Source organism: Thermosyntropha sp., assembly GCF_017656155.1.
In the GTDB taxonomy this organism is placed as follows: domain Bacteria; phylum Bacillota; class Syntrophomonadia; order Syntrophomonadales; family Syntrophomonadaceae; genus Thermosyntropha.
This window is the reverse complement of record NZ_JACDOH010000007.1, coordinates 113523-120656: the sequence shown is the minus strand read 5'-3', so window position 1 is coordinate 120656 and position 7134 is coordinate 113523. Positions and strand designations below refer to the sequence as shown.

8 protein-coding genes are annotated in these 7134 nt (G+C 40.0%); 7 read left to right on the top strand and 1 reads right to left on the bottom strand.

The window, feature by feature from the left end; genetic code table 11:
- Window positions 1-206, bottom strand: a 206-nt coding sequence (locus H0Z36_RS08115) for an IS1 family transposase (protein WP_366508880.1), incomplete at its 3' end; no start/stop codon positions are given.
- Window positions 207-341: 135 nt separating this feature from the next.
- On the opposite strand from H0Z36_RS08115, the gene tatA reads away from it, so the two are divergent.
- The 7 genes from tatA to hemB are packed head-to-tail and all read left to right on the top strand — an operon-like array spanning window position 342 to window position 7111.
- Window positions 342-524 carry a twin-arginine translocase TatA/TatE family subunit gene (gene tatA, locus H0Z36_RS08110; protein WP_296865335.1) on the top strand — a complete coding sequence of 61 codons (183 nt, stop codon included), beginning with the start codon at window positions 342-344 and terminating at the stop codon, window positions 522-524.
- Window positions 525-574: 50 nt separating this feature from the next.
- Window positions 575-1216 (top strand): bifunctional precorrin-2 dehydrogenase/sirohydrochlorin ferrochelatase, encoded by a 642-nt coding sequence (locus H0Z36_RS08105; RefSeq protein WP_296865333.1) that lies wholly within the window; start codon window positions 575-577, stop codon window positions 1214-1216.
- Complete coding sequence (gene hemA, locus H0Z36_RS08100; protein WP_296865331.1) at window positions 1213-2502, top strand: glutamyl-tRNA reductase; 1290 nt, start codon at window positions 1213-1215, stop codon at window positions 2500-2502. Before H0Z36_RS08105 ends, hemA begins: the two co-directional genes overlap by 4 nt.
- Window positions 2477-3412, top strand: a complete 936-nt coding sequence (hemC, locus tag H0Z36_RS08095; protein ID WP_296865328.1) for a hydroxymethylbilane synthase — start codon at window positions 2477-2479, stop codon at window positions 3410-3412. Before hemA ends, hemC begins: the two co-directional genes overlap by 26 nt.
- The gene (gene cobA, locus H0Z36_RS08090) at window positions 3409-4932 is read left to right on the top strand and encodes a uroporphyrinogen-III C-methyltransferase (RefSeq protein WP_296865326.1); all 1524 of its coding nucleotides are present in this window, start codon (window positions 3409-3411) and stop codon (window positions 4930-4932) included. The genes hemC and cobA overlap by 4 nt, the downstream gene beginning before the upstream one ends.
- Before the next feature lie 20 nt (window positions 4933-4952).
- Window positions 4953-6131 (top strand): radical SAM protein, encoded by a 1179-nt coding sequence (locus H0Z36_RS08085; protein WP_296865324.1) that lies wholly within the window; start codon window positions 4953-4955, stop codon window positions 6129-6131.
- Window positions 6132-6133: 2 nt separating this feature from the next.
- Window positions 6134-7111 carry a porphobilinogen synthase gene (gene hemB, locus H0Z36_RS08080; RefSeq protein ID WP_296865322.1) on the top strand — a complete coding sequence of 326 codons (978 nt, stop codon included), beginning with the start codon at window positions 6134-6136 and terminating at the stop codon, window positions 7109-7111.
- Window positions 7112-7134: the final 23 nt, after the last annotated feature.

Below are 7134 nucleotides of genomic sequence, written 5' to 3'. Positions count from 1 at the left end.
TAACGGGTGTAGAACTTACGGCGTTTGTAGACTTCCATAGCACAGCCACACCAAGAGCATTTAATGTTAAGGTGTTTATGTCGATTTGCTTCAGGGACAAATTGAGTACGGCATTTTTTACAGCAATATTTTTGACGACCTTTATAATCGCGGCCGTATTTCCAAAGAGAATTACTTGAACACTTAGGACAGGATAAGTTACCCATTTTCGTAGAACCTCCTTTGTTTATGTTTGGGGGTGAAGCTGGTAACTTACACCAACAGCATAAACACTGGGGTTCTACGATTGCAAATATGATTTAAGTTAACAGAACTGTAGTGGAAGAGGGGGGGGAAGTTATATGTTGGGTTTGATTGGAAATTTTGGACCATGGGAATTGGTGCTTATATTGCTGATCGTGCTTATTATTGTAGGCCCCGGGAAACTGCCCCAGGTGGGACAATCTTTAGGAAAAGCACTGCAAAATTTCCGCAAGGCAAAAGAAGAAGACTTTAAAGAACTGGAAGAAAAGAGAGAAAAATAGGTCTGAGAGCAGGCCTTTTTTTTTAAAAATATTGATTAAAAGGGGTTAAAATGGCACATCTGTTTCCTGTTTTTGTTAATCTTGAAGGCAAGAATTGTTTAATTGTTGGGGGAGGAAAGGTAGCAGAGCGTAAAGCTGCCAATCTTTTCGAATATGGTGCGGCTATTACGGTTGTAAGTCCTGAGGTTACGGAAAACTTGAAAAAATGGGCAGAAGATGGGCTTATTGCTTTGCATTTGCGAAAATTTGAAATAAAAGATTTAAATGGCATATTTATGGTTTTTGCCGCTACTAATGATAATAATCTTAATTATGAAATAGCAGGGCTTTGCCGTGAACAGGGGATTTTAATAAATGCAGTAGATGATCCTCCCAACTGTGATTTTTATGTTCCTTCAATTGTAAGGAGAAATTCTTTGGCCATAGCTATTTCAACGGAAGGAAAAAGTCCGCTTTTTGCCAAGAAGCTGAGAAAGGAATTAGAAGAAATTATACCGTCTGGGTACGGCTGGTATGTAGATTTACTGGGGGAATTGAGAAAAGAGATAAAAAGTAAAGTTGCTGATATTTCTGAACGCGAAGAGATTTTTAATAAATTGATTGACGATGATATTTTGAATTGGTTGAAGGCGGGGGAATATAAGAAGGTAAGGGAGAGGGTGGAAGAATGTATATCCTACTTACAGGATTGAGTTATCGGACGGCTCCTGTAGAGATAAGGGAAAAACTGGCTTTAAATGGCAGGGGGGTTGATGAAGCATACGATTTTTTAACGAAATGTGATGGGATTGAAGGGACAGTAATACTTTCTACCTGTAACCGCACCGAAATATATATTACAACGCGTGATATAGAAAAAAGCAAGGGGGCTATCAAATCTTTTTTTGAGGATTATATGCAGATAAAATATGAAGAAATCTCTCCTTATTTATATCAACCCAGTTGCCATGATGCTATTTATCACTTGTTTAAGGTAGCTTCAGGTTTAGATTCTATGGTCTTAGGGGAGACCCAGATTATCGGGCAGGTTAAGGATGCATACCAAAAAGCCAGAGATTTAGGAGTTACTGAAGGGGTTTTGAATACCCTTTTTCAAAAAGCTATATATGTAGGCAAAAGGGTTCGAACAGAAACTATGATTGATCAACATCCGGTGTCGGTAAGTTATGCGGCGGTAGAACTGGCCCGTAATATTCTGGGGTCTTTGACTGATAAAACCGTAATGGTTATAGGGGCTGGAGAGATGAGCAAATTGGCTACGGAATATTTAGTACAAAATGGTGCCAGCTCAGTAATAGTTTCTAACCGTTCTTATGATAAAGCTTTAGAATTGGCCGAAAGGTTTAAAGGTAAGGCTGTAAAGTTTGATGAGATGGAAAAATATCTACTTGTTTCTGATATTATTATCAGTTGTACTTCAGCCAATCATTATGTTATAAGATGGGATAATTGTTCCAATGCCTTGAAAAAGAGAGACGGCAGAAAGATAATCATGATTGATATTGCGGTTCCGCGCGATATTGATCCTTTACTTAAAGATATAAATGGGGTATTTGTTTACGATATTGATGATTTACAGAATGTGGTGGATACAAGTTACCTTATGCGGCAGAAAGCTGCCCGAAAAGCTCAGAAAATTATAGATGAAGAAATTGAACAGTTTAATGAATGGTTATCATGCCTTTATGTGGTTCCTGTCATAAAAGCACTTCGCAATCGGGGGGAAGAAATCAAGCAGAAAGAACTTGGCCGTGCATTTAATAGGTTGGGGAATTTATCTGAAAGGGAAATGAAGGTTATTGTTTCAATGGCCAATTCCATAGTAAATCAGCTTTTGCATTTTCCTATCATTAATCTGAAAGAAATGGCATTAGGCAATCAAGGGCATATGTATGCCGAGTTAACCAAAAAATTATTCGCCCTTGAAGTCGATGAAGAGGAGCAGGATAAATATGTCGGTTTTGAGATTAGGGACTAGGGGAAGTCAGCTGGCGGTTTGGCAGGCAAAATATGCAGCGACCTGTATTAATGAAGAATTCCCCGGCATTAATATAGAAATTCGGACTATAAGAACTAAAGGTGATAAGATTTTAGATGTTGCCTTATCTAAAATAGGGGATAAAGGTCTTTTTACCAAAGAGATTGAAAAAGAACTGATAAATGGCAATATTGATATGGCTGTTCACAGCATGAAAGATATGCCCACGGTTTTAGAAAAAGGGCTGGTTATAGGTGCAGTTTTGAAGAGAGAAGAACCAAGGGATGTTTTAATATCTGCTAAAAGGTATAAATTTAATAATTTGCCACAGGGGGCAGTTGTAGGGACTTCAAGTCTGAGAAGAACTGCCCAGCTGAAGGCAATAAGGCCAGATATAAATGTGGTTGATATTAGAGGAAATGTGGAGACCAGGATAAAGAAAATGATTGAAAACGATTTAGATGCTATAATCGTGGCTTATGCCGGAGTAAAAAGGTTAGGGATGGAAACTTATATCAGTGATTATTTGCCTTATGAACTGATGTTGCCGGCGGTAGGGCAGGGAGCCATTGCTGTTGAGTGCAGAAGTGATGATAAAAATATTTTAAATATGGCAGCCCGCATTAATCATGAGGAAACTATGGCAGCTACCTTTGCTGAGCGTGCTTTTTTACGCACTTTAGAAGGAGGATGCCAAATGCCGGTGGCAGCTTTAGCCCAGATTAAAGATGGAAAATTGGTTTTGGAAGGGTTGATGGCTTCTTTAGATGGCAGCATGCTTTATAGGGACAAATTTACTGGCAAGGTGGAGGATGCTGAAATAATCGGCATAAGTTTGGCCGAAAAACTGCTTAAAGATGGCGGACAAAAGATACTAAAAGAGATAAAACGGCAGGGGAAGAGGTTATGAGTAAAAAAGGCTTTGTTTATTTGGTAGGAGCCGGTCCAGGAGATCCAGGACTTTTTACGCGTAAAGGTGAACAGGTCTTAAAAAAAGCAGAAGTAGTAATTTATGATCGCCTGGTGAGTGAAAAAATACTGGCTTTAGCTAATCCTGAAGCAGAGTTTATTTATGTTGGGAAGGCTTCCAATCAGCATACCATGCCGCAGGAAGAGATCAACCGACTTCTTGTAGAAAAGGCAGCTGAGGGGAAGATTGTAGTCCGCCTGAAGGGAGGAGATCCGTTTCTTTTTGGCAGGGGTGGAGAAGAGGCTTTATACATAAGAGAGCATGGATTTGATTTTGAAGTAATTCCAGGAATTACTTCAGCAATAGCTGTTCCTGCCTATGCAGGAATTCCTGTAACCCACCGGGATGCCACTTCTACTTTGGCGATTATTACCGGACATGAAAAACCAGATAAAAAGGAAAGTTCAATAAAATGGGAGCATATAGCTACCGGGGCTGGTACCCTTGTTTTCTTAATGGGAATAGAAAATCTGGAATTTATATGTCATCATTTGGTTACTAACGGGAGAAGCCCTGATACTCCGGTTGCTCTTATAAGATGGGGGACTTTGCCGGGGCAAGAGGTGTTAACAGGAACATTAGCGGATATAGCCGATAAAGTAAAACAAAAAGCCTTTAAACCTCCTGCTGTAATTGTGGTGGGTGAAGTTGTAACCTTAAGAGAACAGCTTAAGTGGCTGGAAAATAAGCCTTTATGGGGTAAAAAGATTGTGGTGACTAGAGCCAGGGCTCAGGCCAGTCTTTTAGCTGATAAAATTTGTGCTTTAGGTGGAGAAGCCATAGAATTTCCTACTATTTCCATCAGTCCTTTATCTGATTTACATCTCCTCGATAATGCACTGTGCAATATTGAACATTATGATTGGATTATATTCACCAGTGTTAATGCTGTCCAGATATTTTTTGAACGGATGAAAAAGTGCGGAATTGATATAAGGGATTTAAAAGGGATAAATCTCTGCGCGATAGGTCCTGCTACCAGAGAAAAATTAGAAGATAGAGGATTGAAAGCAGAAGCTTTGCCCGATGAATACCGGGCAGAAGGGATTTTAGCCATGTTAGAATCTAAAATAAAAAGAGGACAGTGGGTTTTACTTCCTAGAGCAAAAGGAGCAAGGAGCCTACTTCCTGAAACCTTGCGGAGGTGGGGGGCTCATGTTAATGAGATATATCTGTATGAAGCTGTGCCGATGAGCAGCGTAAGTGCAGAGAATAAGGAAAAAATTCTCAAAGGTATGGTTGATTATATTACATTTACCAGTTCTTCTACGGTAAGCAATTTTGTAAAAATATTAGGACGAGAAAATATTAAAGGCATAAGCGGTAAGGTTAAGATAGCCTGTATAGGACCTATTACAGCAGAAACGGCTGAAAAGGAAGGTTTTAGAGTTGATTTGGTGGCTAAGGAATATACCATAGATGGATTACTCGATGCGATAATAGCGGCAGAAAATGTGTAAAGGGGCGGGAGGGAATTTACATGATAGGATGTACAAAACTGCTTTGTGGCACAGCTACTGTATCAGAGGTAATGAAACACAATGAGGAGGGAAAAGTCCCTGCCAATTTGCTGCAATTTTCCGAAATAAATCGTCCTCTGGTAGTCTGGAATATGACAAACCGCTGCAACCTCTTTTGTAAACACTGCTATATTGATGCAGAAGATAGACGGTATAAAAACGAGCTGACTACTGAGGAAGCACGAGAATTTATAAGCGATTTGGGAAAAATGCAGGTTCCGGTATTGTTGTTTTCCGGCGGGGAACCTCTTTTAAGAGATGATATTTTTGAGTTGGGAAAACTGGCAGCTGAGAAAGGACTAAGGCCGGTTATTTCCAGCAATGGAACTTTAATTGATGATGCTAAGGCAAAAAAAATCAGGGAATCCGGTTTTCAGTATGTAGGAATAAGCATTGATGGCGTAGAAGAAACCCATGATGAGTTTAGAAATCAGAAAGGGGCTTTTAAGAAGGCTTTAGAAGGAATAAGAGCCTGTCTTGATAATGGAATTAAAACGGGTATTCGTTTTACTGTAAATAAATACAATATGGCTGATTTACCGGTGATTTTGGAGTTGGTTGAGAGAGAAAAGATTCCCCGTTTTTGCATGTATCACCTGGTATATGCTGGCCGTGGAAAGAGTATGGCAGATATGGATACTTCAACTCAGGAAAAGCGTGAGATTTTAAACTTTATAATCAGCAAGACTGTGGAGCTTTTCCAAAAAGGAGTAGAAGTTGAAATATTAACTACAGATAACCATGCTGATGGCATATTTTTGCTTAATCATATAAGGCAAAAGGAGCCGGGAAGAGCTGATGAAATAATCAAGCTTCTCAATATGCACGGTGGGTGTTCAGCAGGCACCAAGTTTGCCAATGTGGATGCTTCTGGAAATGTGCATCCCTGCCAGTTCTGGCAGGACTATACCATAGGGAATGTGAGAGAAAAGCCTTTTAGCCGGGTATGGAATTCAGATGACGAACTTTTGATGAAACTGAGAGAAAAAGAAAAACATGTTAAGGGCAAATGCGGAATTTGCACTTATAAATCATTATGCGGTGGTTGTCGTATAAGGGCAAGGGAGGTTTACGGAGATATCTGGGCAGAAGATCCTGCCTGTTATCTCATTGAGGAAGAAAGAAAAGGGGAGATTTAAGTATGACATTTCCAATTCACCGTATGCGCAGGTTAAGGCAGAATGAAGCTATACGTCGTATGGTCCGGGAAACAGTTTTAACGGTAGATGATTTTATCTATCCTCTGTTCATAATTTATGGTGAAGGAAGGAAACAGCCGGTTAAGTCTATGCCAGGAGTATATCAGCTTTCTAAGGACATGCTTAAAGATGAGATTGATGAACTGGTGAGTCTGGGGATAAAATCCGTGCTTTTATTTGGGATACCTGAATACAAGGATAGTTCAGGCACCTCTGGCTATCAGGATAACGGCGTGGTTCAGGAGGCAGTAAAATACATAAAAGATTTATATCCGGAAATGTATGTGATTACTGATGTGTGCTTATGTGAATATACTGATCACGGCCATTGTGGCATTTTAGATGAAAAGGGAAGGATAGATAATGATGCCACTCTGGAATTTTTATTCATGGAAGCCTTATCCCATGTTAGGGCAGGATGTGATATGGTAGCTCCTTCCGATATGATGGACGGAAGAATCGGTTATATAAGAAAAAGGCTTGACGAGGAAGGATATGAAAATATTCCTATAATGTCATATGCTGCCAAGTTCTGTTCTGCTTTTTACGGACCTTTTCGGGAAGCAGCTGAGTCTGCTCCCAAGTTTGGCGACCGCAAAACTTATCAGATGGATCCGGCTAATGGACGGGAGGCTTTGCGGGAGGTATTTCTGGATATTGAAGAGGGAGCCGATATTGTTATGGTAAAACCTGCTTTAGCCTATTTGGATGTTATAAAAGCAGTTAAGGAAAACTTTGGTATGCCTACTGCTGCCTATAATGTAAGCGGGGAGTATGCCATGATAAAGGCAGCAGCCTTTAACGGCTGGCTTGATGAAGAGCGGGTAATGATGGAAGTAATGACTTCAATTAAGCGGGCGGGTGCTGACCTTATAATAACTTACGCGGCCAAAGATATGGCAAGGATTTTGCAGTATTAAGAAATTCGAGTTAAGACAGGTTG

Bases quoted from the DNA above. Each gene is read 5' to 3' on its own strand.
- tatA (WP_296865335.1), top strand. From the start codon at position 342: ATGTTGGGTTTGATTGGAAATTTTGGACCATGGGAATTGGTGCTTATA.
- H0Z36_RS08105 (WP_296865333.1), top strand. From the start codon at position 575: ATGGCACATCTGTTTCCTGTTTTTGTTAATCTTGAAGGCAAGAATTGT.
- hemC (WP_296865328.1), top strand. From the start codon at position 2,477: ATGTCGGTTTTGAGATTAGGGACTAGGGGAAGTCAGCTGGCGGTTTGG.
- cobA (WP_296865326.1), top strand. From the start codon at position 3,409: ATGAGTAAAAAAGGCTTTGTTTATTTGGTAGGAGCCGGTCCAGGAGAT.
- H0Z36_RS08085 (WP_296865324.1), top strand. From the start codon at position 4,953: ATGATAGGATGTACAAAACTGCTTTGTGGCACAGCTACTGTATCAGAG.
- hemB (WP_296865322.1), top strand. From the start codon at position 6,134: ATGACATTTCCAATTCACCGTATGCGCAGGTTAAGGCAGAATGAAGCT.